Genomic DNA, 21349 nt, shown 5'->3' on the forward strand with positions numbered 1-21349 from the left:
GCCGTGGCCAACGGGGATTTGTCCAAGAAGATCACGGTGGACGTGAAGGGCGAAATCCTTGAGCTGAAGAACACCATCAACATCATGGTGGATCAGCTGAACTCCTTCGCGTCGGAAGTGACGCGCGTGGCGCGCGAGGTGGGTACGGAAGGCAAGCTGGGCGGCCAGGCCGAAGTGCGCGGCGTCGCCGGCACTTGGAAGGATTTGACGGATTCCGTGAACTTCATGGCCGGTAACCTGACCGGGCAGGTGCGTAACATCGCCGAAGTGGCGACCGCCATCGCGAACGGGAATTTGTCGAAGAAGATCACGGCCGAAGCCAAGGGGGAAATCCTCGAGCTCAAGAACACCATCAATATCATGGTGGATCAGCTGAACTCCTTCGCGTCGGAAGTGACGCGCGTGGCCCGCGAAGTAGGCTCGGAAGGCCGTCTGGGCGGCCAGGCGGAAGTGAAGGGCGTGGGCGGCACCTGGAAGGATTTGACCGACTCGGTGAATTTCATGGCGTCCAACTTGACCTCGCAGGTGCGTAACATCGCCGAAGTGACCACCGCCGTGGCCAACGGGGATTTGTCCAAGAAGATCACGGTGGACGTGAAGGGCGAGATCCTGGAGTTGAAACGCACCATCAATACCATGGTGGATCAGCTGAACTCCTTCGCGTCGGAAGTGACGCGTGTGGCGCGCGAGGTGGGTACGGAAGGCAAGCTGGGCGGCCAAGCCGAAGTGCGCGACGTGGGCGGCACCTGGAAGGATTTGACCGACTCGGTGAACTTCATGGCCTCGAACCTTACCGGCCAGGTGCGTAATATCGCCCAGGTGACGACGGCGGTGGCCAATGGCGATTTGTCCAAGAAGATCACGGTGGACGTGAAGGGCGAGATCCTGGAGCTGAAGAACACCATCAATACCATGGTGGATCAGTTGAACTCCTTCGCGTCGGAAGTGTCGCGCGTGGCGCGCGAGGTGGGTTCGGACGGAAAGCTCGGCGGCCAGGCCCAGGTGAAGGGCGTGTCGGGCACGTGGAAGGATTTGACGGATAACGTGAACTCGATGGCCTCGAACCTGACGGGCCAGGTGCGTAACATCGCCGAGGTGACCATCTCGGTGGCCAACGGCGATTTGTCCAAGAAGATCACCGTGGACGTGCGCGGTGAGTTCCTGCAATTGAAGGACACCATCAATACCATGGTGGATCAGTTGCGCGCCTTCGCTTCGGAAGTGACGCGCGTGGCGCGCGAAGTGGGTACGGAAGGCAAGTTGGGGGGCCAAGCCTACGTACAGGGCGTGGCGGGCGTTTGGAAGGATTTGACGGATAACGTGAACTTCATGGCCTCCAACCTGACGGGCCAGGTGCGTAACATCGCCCAGGTGACCACGGCGGTGGCCAACGGCGATTTGTCCAAGAAGATCACAGTGGACGTGAAAGGCGAAATCCTGGAGCTGAAGAACACCATCAATACCATGGTGGACCAGTTGTCCTCTTTCGCGTCGGAAGTGTCGCGCGTGGCGCGAGAGGTGGGCACGGAAGGCAAGCTGGGCGGCCAGGCCCAGGTGCGCGGCGTGGGGGGCACCTGGAAGGATCTGACCGATAACGTGAACTTCATGGCCGGTAACCTGACCAACCAGGTGCGAGGCATCGCTAAAGTAGTGACCTCGGTGGCCAATGGCGATTTGAAGCAGAAGCTGGCTTTCGAAGCCAAGGGCGAAATCGCGGCCTTGGCCGATACCATCAACGGCATGATCGATACCCTGGCGACCTTCGCGGACCAGGTGACTACGGTGGCCCGCGAAGTGGGCGTGGAAGGCAAGCTGGGCGGCCAAGCGCTCGTGCCCGGCGCCGCCGGTACCTGGAAGGGCCTGACGGATAACGTGAACCAGTTGGCGGCTAACCTGACGACCCAGGTGCGCGCCATCGCCGAGGTGGCGACGGCAGTGACCAAGGGCGATTTGACCCGTTCCATCCAGGTGGACGCCCAGGGCGAGGTGGAAGCCCTGAAGGACACCATCAACCAAATGATCGTGAACCTCCGCGAGACAACCTTGAAGAACGCGGAGCAGGACTGGCTTAAGACCAACCTCGCGAAGTTCACCCAGATGTTGCAAGGCCAGAAGGACCTGCTCACGGTGACAAAGCGCATCCTGGCCGAATTGGCGCCGGTGGTGGCGGCCCAGCACGGCGTGTTCTACCTGGTACAGCAACAGGAGGACGAAGCCGTCCTGAAGCTGATGGCTTCATACGCGTACAAGGAACGGCGCCTGGTGGCGACCGGGTTCAAGATGGGCGAGGGGCTGGTGGGGCAATGCGCCCTGGAGAAAGAGCGCATCCTGCTTACCAACGTGCCTTCGGACTATATCATGATCAACAGCGGGTTGGGGGAGGCTCCGCCCCTTTCCATCATCGTGCTTCCCGTGATTTTCGAGGGCCAGGTGAAGGCGGTCATCGAGCTGGCTTCCTTCGAACGCTTCAACGCCACCCATCAGACCTTCCTGGAGCAACTGACCGAATCCATCGGCATAGTGCTCAACACCATCGAGGCCAACATGCGTACCGAGGATTTGCTGAAGCAATCCCAGTCGCTGGCCCAAGAGCTGCAATCGCAACAGGAAGAGCTGCAGCAGACCAATGAGGAGCTGGAAGAAAAAGCCAAGCTGCTGGTGGAACAGAACGCCGAGGTGGAGCGCAAGAACCGCGAGGTGGAACAGGCCAAGCAAGCCTTGGAAGAAAAGGCATCTCAGCTGGCGCTGACCTCCAAGTACAAGTCCGAGTTTCTGGCCAACATGTCCCATGAGTTACGCACGCCCCTCAATTCCTTGCTGATCCTGGCGCAGCAATTGGCCGATAACGTGGAGGGCAATCTCCAGGTCAAGCAGATACAGTTCGCCCAGACCATCTATTCGGCGGGATCGGATTTGCTCACGCTGATCAACGACATCCTCGACCTTTCCAAGATCGAGTCGGGGACGGTCACGGTGGATCCTTCCGATCTTTCCTTCACCGAAATGCGCCAGTACGTGGAACGTACCTTCCGGCATATGGCGGATAACAAGAACCTCGACTTCCACGTGTCCGTGGACGAGGATTTGCCCAGCTACATGAACACCGACGTGAAGCGCTTGCAGCAGGTGATCAAGAACCTTCTCTCCAACGCCTTCAAGTTCACCGAGCGCGGGCACGTGGACCTCCGGATAAACGTGGCGCGCGCCGGCTGGAGCCCGGATCAGATGATACTCAACCGGGCCCGCAACGTGGTCGCCTTCTCCGTCACCGATACGGGGATCGGGATCCATCCCGACAAGCAGCAACTCATCTTCGAGGCTTTCCAGCAGGCCGATGGCACCACCAGCCGCAAATACGGCGGCACGGGCCTGGGATTATCCATCTCGCGCGAAATCGCCCGGCTCCTGGGCGGCGAGATCAAGCTCAGGTCGGCCTTGGGCGAAGGTTCCACATTCACTCTCTACCTACCGCTCGATTACAAGCCGCACACCTTGGGCAAGATATCCGACGCCGGGCAGCCGTTGCTGCCGTCCCCCGCCGAGGCCCGCCGCGACATGCCCCGCGAGGCCGCCCCGGCCGAAATGGCCCAACGCGATTGGCAGGCCTTCAGCGAAGTCCGGACCGTACCGAAGCCCCAACCGGTTACCGATGATCGCGAGTCCATCAAAACCGGCGACCAGGTGGTGATGATCGTGGAAGACGACGCGAATTTCTCCTACCTGCTGCTGGGCGTCGCTCGCGAGAAGGGCTTCAAAGGTATCGTCGTGCCGTGGGGGAATTCGGTGATGTCCCTCGCCCGCGAATACCAGCCGGACGCCATCACCTTGGATCTGCATCTGCCGGATATGGACGGCTGGAGCGTGCTGGCCCGTCTCAAGGAGGATTCGGCCACCCGCCACATCCCGGTGCATATCATCTCCGTCGACGAAGAGCGCGATCGCGGCTTGCGGGCCGGCGCCTTGTCGTTCCTCAATAAGCCGGCCACCAAGGAAACCTTGGATGAAGCCTTCGCGGACATCCAGGCATTCATCGCCAAGGGCGTGCGTAACCTGCTGGTCGTCGAGGATAATGCCGATCAAAGGACCGCCATCCTGGAGCTCGTGGCCGATCCGGACGTGGAAGTCGACGCCGTAGGCACCGGCGCCGAGGCCCTGGCCATCATGCGATCCAAACATATCGATTGCATGGTTATGGATCTGGGTCTGCCGGACATGGACGGGTTCGCCATGATCGAGGAGATCAAGAAGGATCCGGCGTTGCGGGAAGTACCCATCGTGGTCTACACCGGCAAGGACCTGACCACCAAGCAGGAATCGCAACTACGCGAGGTGGCGCAATCCATCATCATTAAGGACGTGCGTTCACCCGAGCGGTTGCTCGATGAGACCGCGCTCTTCCTGCATCGCGTACAGAAGCGCCTGCCGGAGCATAAACGCAAGATGCTGGAGCAGTTGCACCAATCCGACGCCCTGCTCCACGGGAAAAAGGTATTGGTGGTAGACGACGATATCCGGAACATCTTCGCCATGACCAGCCTGTTGGAACGGCACGGCATGGAGGTCATCACCGCGGAGAACGGCAAGGATGCCATCCAGATCCTGGAGAAGGGGTTGCATATCGACGCGGTGCTGATGGACATCATGATGCCCGAGATGGACGGGTACGATACCATGCGCGCCATCCGCCGCATGCCGCAGTACCAGGCCTTGCCCATCGTGGCCCTCACGGCGAAAGCCATGAAGGGGGATCGCGAGAAGTGCATCGAAGCGGGAGCCAGCGATTACATCTCCAAGCCGGTGGATACCGATCAGCTCTTGTCCCTCCTGCGCGTATGGGTGTACCGCTGATGCCCGCCCGAAAATCCGCGCTTAAAGAGGGGCGGGTCGGCGAGGAGCTGAACCCCATCCTCGAGGGAATCCTGGATCGATACGGATACGATTTCCGCGATTACTCCCGGCCGGTACTGGAAGGACGGGTGCGCTTCTTCATGAAGCAGGAGGGTATCCCGGATCTGGCCGCCTTCGGCGATCGCATCCTGTCCATCCCGGAGATCATGCAAAGGTTCCTGCTCGCGTTATCCTCGACCGGCGCGGCCATGTTCAAGGAACCGGAGCTGTACGCGGCCATCCGCCGGGACATCGTACCCGTCCTGCGGACTTACCCGTTCATACGCATCTGGCATGCCGGCTGCGGGAGCGGGCAGGAGGCTTATTCCATGGCCATCCTGCTCGCCGAAGAAGGCCTCTACGATCGTTGCCGCATCTACGCCACCGATATGGACGAAAGTTCCTTGCGAAAAGCCCGCGACGGGATTTTTTCGATACAGTCCATGCGTAAGTACGCCCAGAATTACGTCCAGGCGGGCGGGAAGAACTCCTTTTCCGACTACTACACGGCCAAGTACAACAGCGCCATCATCAACGCCTCGCTCCGGAAGAACATCGTTTTCGGCCAGCATAACCTTGTTTCGGACGGCTCGTTCAACGAGTTTCAGGTCATCTTTTGCCGCAACGTGCTGGGCTATTTCAACGATCGCCTGCAGGAGCGGGTACTAGGCCTTTTGCACGGGAGCCTGGGCATGTTCGGGTACCTGGGGCTGGGCCCCAAGGAAACCTTGCCTGCGGGCGGCTATCAAGGCTGCTTCAACGAAATCGACGCGAAGCATCGACTCTATCGGAAGGTCGCATAATGGCGGAGGGCAAACTGGGCAACGGCGCATCGGATGGTCCTTCTTTCGATGCGTCAGGGCCGCATGAAGAATCCGCGCATGGCCAGGGTGCCGTAATGTACGGGGAACCGACCTATCCCGCCAACGGGCATTCCATGGCCCTGCCGGCGGCCCAGGAGGAAAAAGTCAAAGTCCTCCTGGTGGACGATCTGCCGCATAAATTGACCGCGCTGCATGCCATCCTGGAGAACGAGAACCTGTCCCTGGTGACGGCCACTTCCGGATTCGACGCCTTGCGTAATCTTCTGCGCGAGGATTTCGCCGTCATCCTCCTCGACGTGATGATGCCCGGCCTGGACGGTTTCGAGACGGCCGCCCTAATCCGCCAGCGGAAGCGTTCGGAGCATACCCCCATCATCTTCATTACCGCCAACCTCGCGGACAACAACCTCTCCAAGGGCTACTCCCTGGGCGCCGTGGATTACATCTATGCGCCGGTCGTTCCCGAAATCCTGAAGGCCAAGGTGGCCGTATTCGTGGAGTTGTTCCGCATCAACCGCAAGGTGAGGCAGCAGACCCGCGCCTTGCGCACTTATACCCTCGACCTCGAGGTCGTGAACAAACAGCTCGAGCACCGCACGCGGGAATTGCAATCCAGCCGCGAAAGCTTCCGTAATATCGTGGAAAAGAACCAAGAAGGGATCGCCGTGGTGGATGCCGCGGGAAGCATCCGCTTCGCCAATCCCGCTTTCGCCCGCCTGCTGGGCGAACGGGGAGGAGAAGCTTCCGGTGGCGTGATCGGGAAGCCGTTCCCTTTCCAACTCGAAGCCGGCTCCATCCGCGAATTGGAGCACACCGGCGCGGACGGGAAGCCGATCCATATCGAAGTGTCCTTGGCGGAAACCCAATGGGAAGGCGGAACCGCCTACCTGGCCAGCGTGCGCGACGTAAGCATGCGGATCGATGCCGAAGCAGCGCTGCGCGACAGCGAGGAAAAGCTGCGGCAGGCCCAGAAGCTCGAATCCATCGGGCGCCTGGCCGGCGGCGTGGCCCATGATTTCAATAACCTCCTCACGGCCATCAACGGCTACACCGACATGGTGCTTGCCAGCTTGGAGGATTCCGATTCCAACAAATCCTACCTGCAGGAAGTGCGCCGATCGGGGGAACGCGCCGCCGAGCTGACCCACCAATTGCTGGCCTACAGCCGCAAGCAGGTGCTCGTGCCCAAGCTGCTCAATTTGAACAGCGTGGTGGACAACATGACCAACATGCTGCGCCGCCTGATCGGGGACAATATCGACCTGGTTTCGGCTCCGGACACGGATTTGGGTTTGGTCAAGGCCGATCCCGGCCAGCTAGAGCAATTGATCATGAACCTGGTGGTCAACGCCAAGGATGCCATGCCGGACGGGGGCCGCATCACCGTTTCCACCGGCATGGAAACCTTGGCCCAGGATTCGGACGCCCTGCATCCCATCGACAAGGAGTTATCCGTCGTACCCGGCCAGTACGTGGTCCTCAGCGTGGCCGATACCGGCATCGGCATGGACGACGATACGCGCAGCCGCATTTTCGAACCCTTCTTCACGACCAAGGAAGTGGGGCGGGGGACCGGCCTGGGCCTCTCCATGGTGTACGGCTTCGTCAAGCAAAGCGGGGGTAACATCACGGTTACGAGCGCTCCGGGTGCGGGCACCACCTTCCGCATTTACCTTCCCTTGGCGCCCGGCGGAGCCGCCTGGACTCCCGAGGCCCATGACGGAAGCATCGTCGAATCCGGATCCGAAACCATCCTGCTGGTGGAGGATGAAGCCACCGTCCGCAAGTTCCTCCTGAACGTCCTGACCCAAGTGGGATACCGGGTGATCGAAGCGGAGGACGGCAAGCACGCCCTGGATATCACCGGGACCCTTACCGAGCCCATCCACCTCCTCCTGACGGACGTGATGATGGCCAACATGGGCGGCCGCGAATTGGCGGCCAGGCTCTCGGAACGCCGCCCCGCGATGAAGATCCTTTTCATGTCCGGGTACGCCGAGGACGTGCGGCCCGATGGATGGGAAAGCCTCGGCGGAGTAGACTTCCTGCAGAAACCCTTTTCCCCGGGCATGCTGGCCCAACGGGTACGGTCGGTTCTGGATTCCACTCGGGCCTTGGCCGATTGAAAAAACTTCGGGCGGGGCGGTTTTTCCTGAAGGAATAGTTTTTTCCGGAGGACCCAAGTACCGTTTCCAAGAACCCATCCACGGGTGGTGGCATTCGCTCCGCGTGACTAAATTTCCTCAATAGGGAACGCAAGGAAAAAAATCCGACGATTCCTGACGTTTCCCCCATTTCCGGGAAGGGAAGCGGGTTGGCAATCTGACGCGATTGGGCGTGGGCATTGCCTTCTTGATAAATTGGTTGAATCGCCGACCGGACATGGGATAATAGAACGGATCCCACCACCAAGGAGTTTCGTCCATGGATGTGCCCAAGGCTTCTAAGGAACGCCAAGAATCCCGCCGCGTCGCCGGGGTATCCGCTTCTTCCCCTAGGATCGAGCCCCGGGTCCGCTTCATGCAGGATGAGGACGGGCTGGGCGCGTATTTGCGCGAGATCGGGAAGAACCGATTACTCTCGCTGGGGGAGGAGCGCGAGCTCTTGGCCCGTATGCGCAAGGGCGACAAGCGCGCCTTCAAGGATCTCATCACCGCGAACCTCCGTTTCGTGGTTTCGGTATGCCGCAAATACCAGCATCAGGGCCTGCCGCTCATCGATTTGATCAGCGAAGGGAATCTCGGCCTTATCCGCGCGGCGCAAAGCTTCGACGATACCCGCACTTGCCGCTTCATCAGCTACGCCGTGTGGTGGGTGCGCCAGCGCATATTGCAAGCGCTCGCGGAACAATCCCGGAACATCAGCCTGCCGGTAGGGAAAGCGGCCTTGTTGCGTAAGCTGAGCCATGTGCGCAAGATCCTGGAACAGAAGCAGGGTCGCGAACCGCTGCCCAGCGAACTCGCCGAAGCCCTGCGTATCAACGAGAAAGAGGTGCTGGATCTTTTGCAAGCGGGCCGGAGCTCGCTGTCGTTGAGCGAACCCGGCGCCGGAATGGAAGACATCCCCATCGAAGACATGATCGCGGATCAAAGCGCGGAAAGCCCGGACCAGAGGATCGACGCCGCCCGCCGCCAGCGCGGCGTGCTCGAGGTGGTTAACGGGCTCAAGGAACTGGAAGCCCTGGTGTTGCGTTTGTACTTCGGACTGGGCCAGGAACATGCCTTAACGCTGGAGGAAATCAGCCAGCGGCTGGACGTCAGCCCGGAGCGCATCCGCCAGATCAAGGAGAACGCGCTCCATCGGCTGCGTCATCCCAGCCGCATCCAACAGCTCATGGACGTCGCCTGAAGGCGACGGCCGCGGCCCGGTCCCGATACCGCCCCGTCGACGCTACCGTAACTTCGATGTTACGGTAGCGTTTTTTTTGGCCATCAACCATGGGGTAAACCCGAGGGCGGAATCCGTCGTGGCGGGCTACCGGGGTTTGAGGTCTTGAAAAAGAGGAAGGCATGGGGGCATAATCATCAAGAATGCGCCTTTCCCCGCTTTTCACCATTTGCGCGATAATCGCGTCCTGCTTCCAACATGCCCTGGCCTCGGAGGCGGACACGGTCGATCAAAAGCGCGTGCATGCCGAATACGGGGACGGCAATTTCGAAACCGTGGTGCAAATCCTGGAAGATTACCGCGGCCGACATGAGCATTACCGCGCGGCCGACAGCGTGGTGATCGCGAAGTATCTCGGGGTGATCTACGCGGCCAACCCCGATTCCCGCGAGAAGGGCAAGTACTGGCTCTACCGCATGCTGCAACTCGATCCCGGGCAGGACCTGGTCGATTTGTACGTGGGCGAGGAGGTCCAGGCGGTCTTCGACAAGGTGCGGCAGGAATTCGTGGTGCGCCGCAATTACCGGGGCATAAACGATACCCGGCTCAACAAGGCGGTGGCCGCGGGCGATCCCCCTAAACGCGATACCGTGGTCCGCAAGGACACCGTCGTGGTCAGGGACAATTATTTATCGCCAATCGTGACTCCGATCACCGAGGGGATAAGGGGCGGCTACGACGAAGTGAAGGGCGGGATCAAGGCCGGCATCGAAGCCGGGTACGTCCCCGTCAAAGAAGAGGCCCGCCCGGACGATAACGGCTTGACCGGCAACATCAACGCGGGGGCCGGGCTCAAGTTCGTGGAATCCCGTTGGGAAACCCTGGCCGGATTCTCGGACGAAACCGGCTTCCGGGTGGCGGCGGATTTCCGTAGGCGCAAGTGGCCCATCAATATCGCCCTCGACTTCAACTACGCGTTCTCGCCCGAGGTCTACCAAGACCTGACGGGTAGCGGGCATGGCCTGGCGAAGCAGACGATCCGCACCTACGAGATTTGCGCCGGGGTGCGCAAGATATTCGACTTCAAGCTCTACAGCGTCCGGCCCTTCTTCGGCGGGGGCCTGGGATACCTGTATACGGAATGGGATCTCAAGAGCGACAATTACGATTCCCATCTGCCGGGCGACGCCACGGGCATCTGGGTCAACGGCGGCGTCTATTGGGAGCTGGATCGGCATTTCAACATCGGCATCGATTGGATGTACTCCTGGGCCAAGATAAGCTTCTACAACGAGTCCCTCAATAACGGCGGACAGCACCTGAATATGCTACTGGGCTACCATTACTGAAGCGCCGCCCCTTGGGGCCTTTTCCGGCATGCGCGACATCCTCATCCTACAAACCGCCCGGCTGGGCGACCTCGCGCAAACGGCTCCCATGCTGCGGAGCCTGCGCCGGAACCATCCCGGGGCCCGCCTGACCCTGGTCGCCCAAGCGGGTCCGGCGGGACTTTTGGCCGATTCGGGACTATGCGATCGCTTGGTTTGCGTGCCTTACGATGAACTCGGATCCCTGGCTGATCCCGCGGTCGAGAACGCATTCCCGGGCATCGGCTCCTTCGCGGCGGAACCCGCTTTCAGCGCGGAATACGATCTGCTGGTCAACCTCTCCAACGATCTGGGTACCGCCGTCCTCTGCCGCCGGATCGCGGCGCGGCGCAAGCTTGGGCGCATCCACTCATTCGAAGGCGAACTGCGTTTGCTCGGTCCTTGGTCCAAGTACTTGTATGCCATGGTCACGCATCGCCGCGAAAACCTCTTCAACTTGGTGGACATCCAAACCGGAATTGCCGGCCTGGCCCCGCATCCGGAGACCGTTTCCTTGCCCGTATCCGAAGGCCGCCGCATTGAGGCCCTGGCCCTGTTGGCCGGGTTTGGAATTCGTCCCGGTCGGCTTTTGGTTTCCGGGAAACCGTTGCTCCCAGGGCAGCCTTTGGCCGCTGGGCAAACCTTGGTTCCTGGCCAAACCTTGGTTGCTTTGCAGGCCGGGGCCAGCTCTTTGCATCGCGCCTGGTCGCTGGAGAATTTCGCGGCCTTGGGAGCGGGCCTGAGGCTCGACCCGGGAGTTCAACTGGTGTTGCTGGGGGACGCGCGCGAAAAGGATCGTTGCGCTGAATTGGCGCAGCGCATCGGCGGCGAGGGCGTAGCCAATCTGGCCGGGGCCACCTCCCTGGCCCAGATGCATGCCGTACTCGCGGTATGCGATCTGCTCATCAGCAATGATACGGGTTCCGTACACGTAGCCGCCGCGGCGGGAACCGCCACCCTGGGACTGTATTTCTCCACGGCCTACTACGCGGAGACCGCGCCCTATGGGGCCGGGCATACCGTTATGCAAACTGAAATCGCCTGCGCGCCGTGCGACGCTTCCAACGTTTGCGCGGTGCAAAAATGCCGCGAATTCCTGCCGGCCGGGGCCGTACTGGAAACCGCGCGTTGGTTGTTGTCGGGGGCCCCTACGGATGCGGCTCCCGCAGCCGCCCCCAATCTTTCCTTGTACCGAAGCCGGTTCCTGAAGGATGGCAGCCTGGCTTATCTGCCCGTCCGGACCGAAGCCGCCTCCGCCCATTTCCAGGAAGCCTTGCTGGGCCGCTTGCTTTGGCAGGATGCGATGGGCCTCGGCGGCGATCCGGCTTTGGACGAGTTGCGCTTGCGGCTAAGCAGGGAAGAGCCTTTCCGGCGCCTGCGGGAAACCTTAACGAAGGCGCTGGCGGATTTGGAAATCCCCGTGCGCCGCGGCCTGGAACTGGCCGTTGCATTGCGCGCCGAGTTTAGCGCCGGGATGCCGGCGCACGAACGCATCTTGTCTTTGCACGGCGAGCTCGCCGATCTGGCCGTCGTGCTCGCCTCGGCTTCGAAGTCCGCGGGCTTGTGCGGGTCCTTCCTCCATTTCGAAATGATGGACATGGACTACGTCGCCTATCCTTCCCTGGCCGGGATCCTGGAGGAAAAGTACCGCATGCTGGCGGATTGGCTCGCGCGATTCCGCGCTACGCTTGGCGGCATGGGGTAAGCTCCCTCGGGCCCGCCCGCCGGTTTGTACTTTTCCACTTCATGCCGCGCATCCTGCACGCCGCCGACTTGCACCTTTGCGAGGAGGATAAAGCCTACGGCCTCGCCGTCTTCGCGGAATTGATCGAAACCGCGCGCGCGGAACGGGTCGATTACCTGCTGTTCTGCGGCGATCTATTCGACACCTTCGCCGACGCCGAGCGCCTTAAGGGCGAGGTGAGGCGGTTGCTGGGGACGCCTCCTTTCGAATTCCTATATCTGCCTGGGAATCATGAGGAGATCCGCAAGGGCGGGGGAGACTTGGGCCGCTTGGACCTGGGCGCGGCCGATCTTCTCGCTACCGCGCCTTGGTCCTTGTTCCGTCGCGAGCACGGCGGCGCTCCCATCGAATTCCTATCCGTGCCCCATCAGGAATCGTATTCCGGATACGGAAGCTGGACGATTCCCCGCAAGGAAACCCGTTGGCGGGTAGCCCTGGCCCATGGCCTGGTGGCAGGCCTCGCCTACCGCGGACCGGACGATGAAGGCGGGGCCTCCGCCCTGGATCCGGATCTTTTCCAACGCTTCGGCGTCGACTACGCGGCCTTGGGGCACATCCATGGGGCCCGAAGCCAAAGCTTGGGATCGGTTACCTTCGCCTATCCGGGTTCCAGCCGGGTATGGCGCCGGAATGAATCGGGCGCCCGCGGGGCCTGGCTCGTCGACCTGCCCGAGCAAGGCCCACTACGGCCCGCTTTCGTGCCATTAAAGGCCGCGGGACAATTCCGGCAATACGCCTTGCCCTTATCGCTCGAAGGCGAACCCGCCGATATCGAGGCCCTGGCGAAGGAATGGGGAAAGGCCGATTTCATCGTTCTGAGTTTCACCGGCATCGTGGAGGATGAGCAAGCCGTGGCGGCCTTGGCGGAGCGGCTTCGGACCCGTTACGCCGATCGCGTACGCAAATTCGAGATCGAGAGGGACGAAGTGGTCGCATTGCCGGGCATCGCGGGCCAGCCCTTGGTACGGCGCTTTCTGGAGGCATGGGAGAAGCGGGTCCCAGCGATCGGCGCTCCCGGCGGCGATGAACGTCGCGCGGACTGGCTGCGCGCCCGCGATCTCGCCCTGGCCGCGCTGAAGGCCGGCTTGGAGCGGGCGACATGATCCGTAAGCTCATCTTCCAGGGTTTCGGGAAGTTCGGGCGGGAAACCTTCGACCTGGCGCCCGTCACCGTGGTCTTCGGGCCCAACGAAGCGGGTAAAACCACTTTCTTCGACGGCTTGTTCCAGGCCGTATGCCGGCCCAGCGAAGCCAAGAAATCCGGGAAAATCCTGAAAGAGCGGTATGGCGCCGCCCGCCAGGTCAGCGCCGTCATGGCTAACGAATCTCCCATCACCGACGAAGAGTTCCTGAGTTTGTACGCCATCCGCGCGGGCGATCTCAACCTGCGCCTGGATCAGGGAACCGATTGGATCGAGAAGCTCAAGGCGCGGCTCTTCCATGGGGGGATCGATCCCGCCGTTCTCATCGCCGAGTTCCAGAAGCGGAGTTCCGATTCGCGGGCGGTCGTCGTCAACAAGGAATTGGAGAAGGCCCGCGAGGCCGCGGCGCGTACCCGATCGGATCTGGAAAAGCTCCGCCGGGAACGCGAAGGGCACCTTGCGCGCGAACGGGAAGTAGCGGCCATGGAAGAATCCCTGACCGGCCTGCGCGCGCGTATGGAAGCGGCCCTCGAGGAGGCGCGTACCATGGAGGCCGAGCTGGAATCGGAGGAGCGCATCGCGCGGCGCCAGAAATTGGCGGCCCACCTTGCTCGCTGGGAAGAATGGTCGGACCTGGAGGCGGAAGCGCGTTCGCTGGAATCTTTCGCCGAAGATCGCCGCGCCGAGTTCGAAAACCTGGCCGCCGCCACGCGTACCCTGGCCGAAGCCGTCTCCTCAGGCCGGGGGAAACGCGATCAATGCGCCGAGCTTTTGGCCGAATCCCGCGCCGAAGCGCGCATGGCCCGGGAGGCCGTCGACGCCGCCGTCTCGCGCGCGGCCCTGGCCCGCCGTCTGTCCGACGCCTCCCGCGCCTTGCTTGCCGCCGGGGGCGGGGGATTGGGTCGGGGCGGGATGATCACATCTTCCGCATGGATCGCGGGCGCCCTGGCCGGAGGCATCGCCGCCCGCGGGCTCCTGGCCCTGGGCGCCATACTCGCGGGTCTGGTCGGGGCCGCGGTTTCGCTCTTCGCTTCCTTGCGGATGGGGCAACGCGCGGCCGCGCGCCGGCGCGAGTCGTCCTTGGCGGCTTGGAAGGACGAATGGATGGCCGCGGGAAACCCGTCCGAGGGCGTGGCCGGCCTGTCCTCTTTGGAAGGTTTCACCAAAGCGATGGACGAGAAGGCGCGCGAGAAGGATGCCGCCGAGGCGCGCTCCCGCGAGGCCGCGGCCCGCTGCGAAACGCGCCAGACCGATTTAGAGCGCGCCGAAGCCGAATGGGGCCGCGGAAAAGACGCGGAAGAGTCCGCGCGCAGGGCCGAACGGGCGTGGCTGCATTCCCGAGGTTGCGAGACTTTCGCGGAATACGATCGTAAAACGGCGCGGGTGGCGCAGCTGCGCGGGGAGATCGGCAAGCGCCGGGCCGAACTGGATGTATTGGCCGCGGGCGGCTCCCTGGAAGCTTGGCGGGCCGAGGTTCAGCGCAAGCTGCGGGATTTGGATCGGGACGGGGTGCCTGCCGCAGGCCGGGACGATGCCGCGCTGCAACGGTTGCGGAACCGCAAGGCCGAGCTGCAACGCGAAAGGGAAGAGGTCGCCCGCCGGGAAAAGGACATGATCGATCGCCGGTCCGGCGCGGCGGGGGAAATCCGCGGGGCCATCGGCAAATTGGCGGGGGAAATGGTGGCCGCGGAGGATGGCCTGGCCGCCGCCGAAGAAATGGTACGTCGGCTCGAGTTGGATAAACGCGCGGCCGCCTTAGCCCTGTCCATTTTCCAAGAGATCGGAACGGGGGCGGATATGCTCCTGGCCGGCTTGTCCGGCGAGATCGGCAACATGTTGGCGCGCATCCTGCCCGGCGAACGCGCGGTGGCCTTGGCCGGTCTGGAAGAAGATCGCATCCGGGCCGGGGATGCCGCCGGCACGGCGCGCGCCCTGCCCAACCTCTCCACCGGGACCCAACATGCGCTGGTGCTGGCCGCCAAGTTGGCCATGGCCCGCAAGCATCGCGAGGGTCCCGGCCTGTTCGTGCTCGACGAGCCGTTCCTGGCCATGGACGAGGCCCGCGAGACGCGCGCGCTGGAAATGTTGCGCGAGTTCCATCTACGGCATGGCTGGCAATTCATCCTCCTGACCAAGGAGGCGCGCCTGCGGGACAAGATGGGATCCCTTTTCGCCGATGTCCGCATCATCGAGTTGCAGGCGTCGGGTAGGGAAACTCCCGATTAAGGCCAAGTTGACCTTCCCCAGGTAACCGATCCGGCCTCGTGGCGCGTCGTAACCGGAAGGATCGTACCGGAAGCGCGTCTATTTCGTCTGCAACTCGCGGCGTTTCCCGTATCCATCGGGCATCCGCAAATGTTATTATAGGAGGACTCCCCATGGCCGTCGAAACCGGGACATTGAATGCCGCCGCCGCGACTCTCGCCTCTTCCTCCTCATTCGCTGGGAGCTATCCGATGACCGATTCCTTCCGGACCTTGCCGGGCCTGCTCAAATACGTGGAAGCCAAGTTCCGGAACCCGGCCACGCTGGGTTACAAGAAGGATGGCGCATGGGTCGGCATATCGACCCAGGAGATGGGCGAAACCGTGCGTCGGCTTTCCTCCGGGCTGGTGGAACTCGGCCTCAAGCCCGGCGACAAGGTCGGCATCGTGGCCGATCCTTCCCCTTTCTGGATGATGATGGATCTCGCAATCCTGGGGGCCGGAGCCATTTCGGTGCCGATGTTCGCCAACATCTCCCATGAGAATCTCAACTTCGAAATCCAGGATTCCGGGATGCGGTTCCTCTTCGTCGGCTCCCTGGAACAGTACGAGGCCATGAAACCCTTCTTCGGCCGCCTGGAAAAGATCCTCGCCATGGCGCCGCAAGCGGCTTCCGCCGGGGACGCCAAGGTGGTCGCCTTCCAAGCCCTGCTGGACCTAGGCTCCAAGCGCATCGCCGCCCACCCCGGCGAGTACCTCCGCCTATCCGAAGGCATCAACGAGCAGGATACCGCCACCCTCATCTACACCTCTGGAAGCACGGGAATGCCCAAGGGCGTCACCCTGACCCATCGCAACCTGGTCACCCAGGTCATGGGCGCGGTCAAGCGTTTCCCTCTCGATCCCAAGACCGACGTCATCCTCTCTTGCCTCCCCTTGGCCCACGTCTTCGAACGCCTGGTGGCGTACTACTACCTGTACTCAGGTTGCCCCCTCTACTTCGCGGAAGAAATCAAAAAGGTCGGGGATAACCTGCGCGAACTGCACCCTACCGTCATCACCATGGTGCCGCGTTTGTTGGAGAAGGTGCATGCGCGTTTCCAGGCCAACCTGGAATTGGCGAAGGGTTTCAAGAAAACCCTGGGGATGAAAGCCTGGGAAAGGGCGCATAAGAAGGAGCCGGGCAGCAAGGATAACTGGAAGGACAAGCTGTACGACGCGTTGGTTTATAAGAAGATGCGCGAGGGCCTGGGCGGCCGATTGCGCTTGGCGATTTCCGGTAGCGCCCCGCTGGATCCGGCCCTGGCCGCTTTCCTGTTGAACATCGGCATCCCGATTTACGAAGGCTACGGATTGACCGAGGCCTCCCCCGTGATCGCCTGCAATTATCCCGGCCATCGCAAGCTGGGCACCGTGGGCCTGGCTTTCCCCGGCGTGGAAGTGAAAATCGCCGATGATGGCGAAATCATGGCCCGCGGCCCGAATATCATGAAGGGCTACCACAACAAGCCGGTAGAGACCGCCGAAGTCATAGACAAGATGGGTTGGCTGCATACCGGGGACCTCGGGCACGTCGATAACGAGAACTTCATCAAGATCACCGGCCGCAAGAAGGAACTCTTCAAGACGGCGAACGGCAAATACGTGGCTCCCGTCCCCATCGAGGCCGCCATCGCGTCCAGTAAGCTGGCGGATATGGTGATGGTGGTGGCGGAAGGGAAACCCTTCACGACATGCCTCATCTTCCCTGATTTCGAAAACCTGAAGGTCGTGAAACAGGAGCTGGGAGCCGAGACGGCCGAGAACGGCGCCTTCCTCGACAGCGCCGAGGCCAAGGCCTACGTGCAAAAGACCGTGGACGAGGTGAACGCCAAGTTGAACCATTGGGAGCAGATCCAGAAGTTCCGGATCATCAAGACGCCCATTTCCATCGATACCGGAGAACTTACCCCGACCATGAAAATCCGCCGCCATGTTGTCATGGAAAAATGCCGGGCGGAAATCGATTCGATGTACCGGTCGTAAGAACAATTTCCGCGCGGAAATTGATTCCATGCACCGCCCCTAAGTACAATATTAGAGGTATCGCCGCCCGATCCGGGCCGGCGGTCGCGGACGCCGAAACGCGGCGCCGCCAGAATCCTTCCCCTTCCCCGGAGGAGCCTCTATGCAACCCATCCGCAGCGCCACCGTCATCGGCTCCGGCATCATGGGATCCCAGATCGCCGCCCACCTGGCCGGATGCGGCATCCCCGTCCTGCTCCTCGACATCCCCACCGAAGGGAAGGACCGCAACGCGGTGGCCAACAAGGGTCGAGATGGGTTGAAGAAGGTGAAGCCCTCGCCGCTTTATTCCACCGAAGCCCTGGATTTGATCAGCACCGGCAATACCGCCGATCATCTGGCCGAAGCGGGCAAGACGGATTGGATCATCGAAGCCATTATCGAACAGCCCAAGCCCAAGCAGGAGTTGTTCCAGAAGCTGGCCCCGCTGATGGGGCCGGATACCATCCTGGCCACCAACACTTCGGGCATACCGCTCAAGGTATTAGGCGAAGGCCTGCCGGAATCGGTGCAACAGCGTTTCATCGGCACGCATTTCTTCAATCCGCCGCGCTACCTGCGGCTAGTGGAAGTCATCCGCGGACCCAAGACCTCGCAGACCACCGCCGACCGCATCGAGCATGTCCTCAATGCCGTGCTCAACAAGGTGCCCGTTCCCGCCTTGGATTCGCCGACCTTCATCGCCAATCGCATCGGGGTGCAAGCCATGGTGGCGACCGTGAAAATCGCCAAGGAGATGGGCCTGTCCGTGGAAGAAGTGGACGCCTTGACCGGGCCACTACTAGGCCGGCCCAAGACCGGCACCTTCAAGCTTGTGGACCTGGTGGGCATCGATACCCTCGGCCATATCATCAACGGCCTCAAGCAGGCCTTCCCGAAGGAAGACTTCTCCATCGATCCCGTGATCCAGGGCCTCATCGACAAGAAATTCTTCGGGCGGAAATCCAACGCGGGTTTCTATCGCAAGGGCAAATCGAAAGAGGACATGGAGGTCGTCGACCTCAAGACCGGCGAGTACCGCCCCGAAGCCAAGGCCCGCTTCGAAGAGCTGAAGGACATCTCCAAGGAAGAGAACGCGGAGAAGAAGTTCCGCAAGTTGTTCGCCGCCCAGGGCCGCGGCGCCGAGGCCGCCCAACGCATCCTGTCTTCAACCTTGGCCTATGCCGCCACCGTCGCGCCCGGCATCACGGAAGAACTGTCCTACGTCGACGAAGCCATGGAACTGGGCTTCGGCTGGGAAACCGGACCCTTCAAGATCATCGACGCCATCGGCCCGGAAGCCTTCCAGGCGGCCTGCGCCAAGTTCAAGATCGAGGCCCCCGCCTGGCTTTTCCAATCCGTAGGCGGCGATGCCCGCACCTATCAGGTCGAAGGCGGCCGGGTCCTGATCCGGGACTTGCCCAGGACGGGATCGGCCGGTGGCCGGCATGAGATGAAGTCCCGCGGCTTCAACCTCGCGCGACATCGCGCCAGCCATAAGCCGGTCATCGCCACCACCGATGCCACCCTGTGGGACATGGGCGACAAGATCCTCTTGCTCGAATTCCATTCCAAGATGAATTCCATGGGCCCCATCTCCCTCGACATGATCATGAAGTCGGTGGATAAGGCCAACGACGGCTGGGACGGCCTCGTGATCGGCAACCAGGGCGCCAACTTCTGCGCCGGCGCCAACATCGCCATGGTGCTGATGGACGCCGCCAACGGCGAATTCGACAACGTCGATCAGGCCATCCGCATCTTCCAGAAGGCCAGCATGGCCATCAAGTATTCCGGCGTGCCGGTCATCGTTTCGCCGCATAACATGGCTTTGGGCGGCGGCTGCGAATTCGTTTTGCATAGCAATCGCCCCGTGCTTTCGCCCGAAACCTATCTGGGCCTAGTGGAAGTGGGCGTGGGGCTTCTGCCCGCCGGCGGCGGGACCAAGGAATTGGCATTGCGCACCTACCAAAGCGGGCGCGGCCCCTTGACCTTGCCCGCCCTCGCCAAGGTCTTCGAGCTCATCGCAACCGCCAAGGTCTCGACCAGCGCCAAGGAAGCTTTCGAATTGGGATACCTCGACAAGCGCGCCGTCATCGCCGCGAACGAATCGACGCGCCTGGATCAGGCCAAGGCCGAAGCCATGGCCATGGCCCGCGCCGGCTATCGCCCGCCCGCGCCCGCCCTGAAGATCGAGGTGTTGGGAACCGAGGCCATCGCCGCCTTCGAGACCGGTATCTTCATGCTGCGCGAAGCGGGCTACGCTTCCGAGCACGACGCCTATATCGCCCGCGAGGTCGGCCATATCCTGGCCGGCGGCAAGGTTACCGCGGGAACCATGGTGGACGAGGATTACCTGCTGGAATTGGAGCGGGAAGGTTTCCTGAAGCTGGTGGGGACGAAGAAGTCCCAGGAGCGGATCGAGTTCATGCTCAAGAAGGGCAAGCCGTTGAGGAACTAGTGATAGAAGGCAAAGAAGGGTAAAGGGTTAAGGGTCAAGGGTCAAGGGCGGAGACCGGAATGGATCGACCTACCGGCGCGCAGCGCCGCCTGCACCCTTAACCCTTAACCCTTTACACTTACCACGAAATCAGACAAACAAGATCGGAGAGGTGAATCATGAGTGAAGCAGTCATCGTAGCGGGGGTCCGCACTCCCGTCGGCAAAGCCGGCAAAGGGTCCTTCACCCACGTCCGTTCCGATACCCTGGCGGCCATCACCGTGCGCGAAGTGCTCAAGCGCGCGCCGGGAATCAAACCCGAGGATATCGAGGATCTGATCCTCGGATGCGCCATGCCGGAAGCGGAACAAGGCATGAACGTGGCCCGCATGGTTGGCCTCATGTCCGGCCTGCCCGACAGGACCGCGGCCATGACTATCAACCGGTATTGCTCCTCGGGATTGCAATCCATCGCCCTGGCCAGCGATCGGATCAACCTGGGGGACGCGGAAGCCATCCTGGCGGGCGGGCTGGAGAGCATGTCCATGATCCCCATGGGCGGTCATAAGATCGCGCCCAACCCCGAACTGGTGGGCAAGCGCCCGGAATCGTACATGACCATGGGGCTGACCGCGGAACGCGTGGCCGCGAAATTCGGCATCACGCGCGAACAACAGGATGCCTTCTCGCTGCGGTCGCACCAGAAAGCCTTCGCCGCCATCCAAGCCGGGAAATTCAAGGACGAAATCGTCCCGGTGGTGTGGACGGAGACGCAATTGGATCGGCATAAGAAAGAGAAGTCCATCGAGCGCACCTTAGCCCAGGACGAAGGCCCCCGCGCCGATACGACCTTGGAAGCCTTGGGCGGGCTTAAGCCCGCCTTCAAGAACAACGGTACGGTGACCGCGGGCAACAGCTCCCAAGTGAGCGATGGCGCGGCCATGACCCTGGTGGTCTCCCGGAAGTTCGCCGAGTCCCGGGGCTTAAAGCCCATCGCCCGCCTGGTCAAATTCGCCGTCGTCGGTTGCGCGCCGGAAATCATGGGCATCGGCCCGGCGGAGGCCATTCCCGCGGTCCTCAAGAAGGCGGGCCTTTCCAAGGACCAGATCGATCTCATCGAGTTGAACGAAGCCTTCGCGTCCCAAAGCCTGGCCGTGCTCAAGGCCATCGACTTCCCGGAAGAGAAGGTGAACGTGAACGGCGGCGCCATCGCCTTGGGCCATCCCCTGGGTTGCACCGGCACCAAGCTCACCGTGACCCTGCTGAACGAGCTCAAGCGCCGCGGCGGCAAGTACGGCATCGTATCGATGTGCATCGGCGGTGGCATGGGCGCGGCCGGCCTCTTCGAAATGCTGTAACCCCACGGTTTCCC

General features: G+C 61.9%; 11 protein-coding genes. All 11 read left to right on the top strand.

Annotated elements, in window-relative coordinates; translation table 11 throughout:
- Positions 1–4848: HAMP domain-containing protein (locus JF616_10290; GenBank protein MBW8888132.1), on the top strand; the 4848-nt coding region annotated here is incomplete at its 5' end.
- Positions 4848–5690, top strand: coding sequence for a protein-glutamate O-methyltransferase CheR (locus JF616_10295; protein MBW8888133.1), 843 nt, complete (start codon positions 4848–4850; stop codon positions 5688–5690). The genes JF616_10290 and JF616_10295, both read left to right, overlap by 1 nt.
- Positions 5690–7837 (top strand): response regulator, encoded by a 2148-nt coding sequence (locus JF616_10300; GenBank protein ID MBW8888134.1) that lies wholly within the window; start codon positions 5690–5692, stop codon positions 7835–7837. The genes JF616_10295 and JF616_10300 overlap by 1 nt, the downstream gene beginning before the upstream one ends.
- 304 nt (positions 7838–8141) lie before the next feature.
- Positions 8142–9059, top strand: a complete 918-nt coding sequence (locus JF616_10305; GenBank protein ID MBW8888135.1) for an RNA polymerase sigma factor RpoD/SigA — start codon at positions 8142–8144, stop codon at positions 9057–9059.
- A gap of 182 nt (positions 9060–9241) precedes the next feature.
- On the top strand, positions 9242–10387 hold the full coding sequence (locus JF616_10310) for a hypothetical protein (GenBank protein MBW8888136.1): 1146 nt from the start codon (positions 9242–9244) through the stop codon (positions 10385–10387).
- A gap of 28 nt (positions 10388–10415) precedes the next feature.
- On the top strand, positions 10416–12110 hold the full coding sequence (locus JF616_10315; protein MBW8888137.1) for a glycosyltransferase family 9 protein: 1695 nt from the start codon (positions 10416–10418) through the stop codon (positions 12108–12110).
- Positions 12111–12151: 41 nt separating this feature from the next.
- Entirely contained in the window at positions 12152–13252 is a 1101-nt protein-coding gene (locus JF616_10320; GenBank protein MBW8888138.1) for a metallophosphoesterase, read from the top strand.
- The gene (locus tag JF616_10325; GenBank protein MBW8888139.1) at positions 13249–15516 is read left to right on the top strand and encodes an AAA family ATPase; all 2268 of its coding nucleotides are present in this window, start codon (positions 13249–13251) and stop codon (positions 15514–15516) included. Before JF616_10320 ends, JF616_10325 begins: the two co-directional genes overlap by 4 nt.
- Before the next feature lie 152 nt (positions 15517–15668).
- A complete protein-coding gene (locus JF616_10330) occupies positions 15669–17519 on the top strand; it encodes a long-chain fatty acid--CoA ligase (GenBank protein MBW8888140.1) in 1851 nt (616 codons plus the stop codon).
- Positions 17520–17661: 142 nt separating this feature from the next.
- Positions 17662–19998 carry a 3-hydroxyacyl-CoA dehydrogenase/enoyl-CoA hydratase family protein gene (locus JF616_10335; GenBank protein MBW8888141.1) on the top strand — a complete coding sequence of 779 codons (2337 nt, stop codon included), beginning with the start codon at positions 17662–17664 and terminating at the stop codon, positions 19996–19998.
- A 158-nt stretch (positions 19999–20156) separates the two neighbouring features.
- A complete protein-coding gene (locus JF616_10340) occupies positions 20157–21335 on the top strand; it encodes an acetyl-CoA C-acyltransferase (GenBank protein ID MBW8888142.1) in 1179 nt (392 codons plus the stop codon).
- The last annotated feature ends 14 nt before the right edge of the window (positions 21336–21349 follow it).

This window comes from Fibrobacterota bacterium (assembly GCA_019509785.1).
In the GTDB taxonomy this organism is placed as follows: domain Bacteria; phylum Fibrobacterota; class Fibrobacteria; order UBA11236; family UBA11236; genus Chersky-265.